The organism is Bradyrhizobium genomosp. III (genome assembly GCF_000261705.1).
Lineage (GTDB): Bacteria > Pseudomonadota > Alphaproteobacteria > Rhizobiales > Xanthobacteraceae > Bradyrhizobium > Bradyrhizobium ottawaense.
Genome location: NZ_AJQF01000456.1, coordinates 1 through 2,715, shown reverse-complemented (window position 1 = coordinate 2,715; position 2,715 = coordinate 1). Strand labels below are relative to the sequence as shown.

Here is a 2,715-nt window from a genome sequence, read left to right as displayed (position 1 = left end):
ATGGAGCCTCAGAGATATGTGCATGCCCTAGCGCGAACGCGGGGACCCATAACCCCAGGGAGAGGTTATGGAGCGGGCCGGCAACTCCGAATCTTCGCCAAACCCAACCCTGTGGCTATGGGTCCCGGATCAGCGCTTCGCTTGTCCGGGACGACGACTGAGTTTGCGGCTTACGACAATCGCATGTCCAGCAGCCGCCTTCCTTCGCCCTTCAGCAGCTTCTTCACCGCGCTCGACGCCACCACCTCGCCGTCATTCGCGTAGGCCTCGTGGTTTTTCTCGATGTCGTCGAGGCGATAGAGGTAGTTGACCATCACGCCGGCGGATTCCCGCACGCCCTTCGGCGAGAGATCGCCGAGCCAGTTGATGCGCTCCAGCCTTGCGCCGTTGCCGAGATGGAAGCGGGCGACGGAATCGATCAGCTTGCCCTTCGGCGTGCGCGCCTTGAGGAAGTAGTGCGCCGCGAGCGGCTCGATCACGGCGCGGAGCTGTGCCGTCGTCTCGGGGCTCTCGAACCATTTGGGGTCGTCGAGGCGCTTCAGCACCTCGCGGTCCTCGTCCGACAGCGGCAGGTCCTTGTCCTGCTTCAGCCATGGCATGAAACCCGGCACCGGTGACAGCGTCACGAAGGTGTCGAGCTTCGGCGTTTCGCGGCGCAGCTCCTCGACCACCTGCTTGATCAGGAAGCTGCCGAAGGAGATGCCGCCAAGACCGCGCTGGGTGTTGGAGATCGAATAGAACACGGCGGTGCGCGCGCGCTCGATCGGCAGATACTGGCGATCGACCGCGAGCAGCGGCGCGATCGCGCCGGGGATCGTCTCGGTCAGCGCCACCTCGACGAAAATCAGGGGCTCGTCGACCATCGCGGGATGGAAGAAGGCGTAGCAGCGGCGGTCGACCGGATCGATGCGGCGGCGCAGATCGTCCCAGTCGGAGATCTCGTGCACGGCCTCGTAGCGGATGATTTTTTCGAGGATGTTGGCCGGGGTCGACCAGTCAATCCTGCGCAGCACGAGAAACCCCCTGTTGAACCACGAAGAGAGAAGATGCGAGACGTCGCGATCGAGCGCGGCGAGCTCGGTGTGGCCGTTCATCATGCCGAGCAGATCGGCGCGCATGTTGACGAGATCGCCGGTGCCGCCGGGCGCGCGGTTGAGGCGGCGGATCAGCTCCTGCCGCCGCGGCTCCGAGGCGAAATGCAGCGAGCTCGCGTCCTCGTCGCTCGGCGCGGCGCGCCATTTCTCGATCGCCTTGGACAGGCGCTCCCGGTCCGGGCCGAAATCGCGCACCAGTCCGTCGAAGAAGGCGCGGCGTCCCGCCGCATCCAGCTCCCGGTAGATGTCGAGCACCTCACGCGCGATGGCGATGCCCGATGCCTCGCCCCGGCCCGACAGCAGCGCGTCGCAGAGATCGATCAGCCCGTCGGCGTCCCGTCTGGTGTCGGCGGAATCTCCCCGACGAAGCAGCGTGCGGCCGCGCTCGGAGATCGTGGCGAGCAGGTCGGAGAAGAAGGCGTTGGCCATCGGGACTTTCGTGTCGGGTTTGTGCGTTGCGGAAGCTTACACGGGATTTGGGCAGAAACCGATCACAATCAAGCGGAGGAATGCGGCAACTTTAGTTGGGCCGTGCGTTTGGAGAATGCCGGCATGCCTGCCTTCGCGGCAATGCCACCGAGGGCACCGCCTCACACCTTCCCCGCAAACTCCGTCGGCGTCCGCCCTGTGACTTGCCGGAACGCGGCCGAGAACGCCGGCACGCTGGCATAGCCGAGCTGCGTCGCGAGCTGTTTCACCGAGACATTCGCATCCATGGAGAGCCGCTGGATCGCCGCCGCAATCCGCGCGCGCTGGCACCAGCTTTTGAAGCTCAGCTGCGTTTCCGTCGAGAACAGCCGCGACAGCGTCCGCGCGGAAGTTCCAACCTCGCGCGCCAGCGTGTCGATGTCGTGCAGGCCGGTGGGATCGTCGAGCACGATCATGGCGGCGCGGCGGCAGCGCACTTCGCGCGGCAGCGGCACGAAGGTCGCGGAATCCTCGGCCTGGTGCAATTCCAGCATGACGAGGCGCACCAGCAGCTCGGTCCGCTCCTCCGTGTTGCGCGCGTCGAACAGCGCCAGGATCGCCTGATTGAGCAGCGGCGACACCCGCACCACGAATTCCCGGGTCAGGCCGTCATAGCGCTGCTCGCGCTTCAGCCAGGACAGGTCGAAATACAGCGTGCGCATCTCGATGTCGGCGAGCAGATCGATGGCATGCTCGAGCCCGGCCGGGACCCAGACCGCGCGGTCCGGCGGCACCAGCCATCGCCCCCCGGGCGTCGTCACCTGCATGGTGCCGCGTGCCGCATAGATCAGCTGCGCCTCGCGGTGCAAATGCGGATCGATCCGCATGCCCTTGGGATAGTCGCGCGCGACCAGGTGCACGCCCGCGGGCGAGCGGTGGTTGCTCCGGACCTCCCTAAGGATTGGCGTTTCCAAGACAGTCATTGGCAGCATCCCGTCATGGGGAGGACATATAACTCATTTCGGAGCAGGAGAGGATTCGTATGAACAGCCCCAGCCGGGTCATCAGTTTCGTCAATGCAGGCCATTTCATCGACCATTATTCGATGCTGATCTTCGCCGCCGCCGTCATCATCATGGGGCCCGCGCTCGGCATGGCCTATTCGGAACTTTTGCCCTACGCGACACCCGGCTTTGTGGCTTTCGGCGCCGGC

The 2,715-nt window shown here is 65.3% G+C and carries 2 protein-coding genes and 1 pseudogene; 1 reads left to right on the top strand and 2 read right to left on the bottom strand.

What is annotated here, in order from left to right; translation table 11 throughout:
- Nucleotides 1-170: 170 nt before the first annotated feature.
- Together IC66_RS0136265 and IC66_RS0136260 are read right to left on the bottom strand one after the other, a co-directional pair.
- Nucleotides 171-1,523: a malonyl-CoA decarboxylase gene (locus tag IC66_RS0136265; RefSeq protein WP_028145642.1), complete on the bottom strand. Its 1,353-nt coding sequence runs from the start codon at nucleotides 1,521-1,523 to the stop codon at nucleotides 171-173.
- A gap of 161 nt (nucleotides 1,524-1,684) precedes the next feature.
- Nucleotides 1,685-2,485, bottom strand: coding sequence for an AraC family transcriptional regulator (locus IC66_RS0136260; RefSeq protein ID WP_038950891.1), 801 nt, complete (start codon nucleotides 2,483-2,485; stop codon nucleotides 1,685-1,687).
- Between the two features lie 59 nt (nucleotides 2,486-2,544).
- Here IC66_RS0136260 and IC66_RS48655 point away from each other — a divergent pair.
- Nucleotides 2,545-2,715 (top strand): annotated as a pseudogene (locus tag IC66_RS48655) (MFS transporter); the annotation flags it as partial.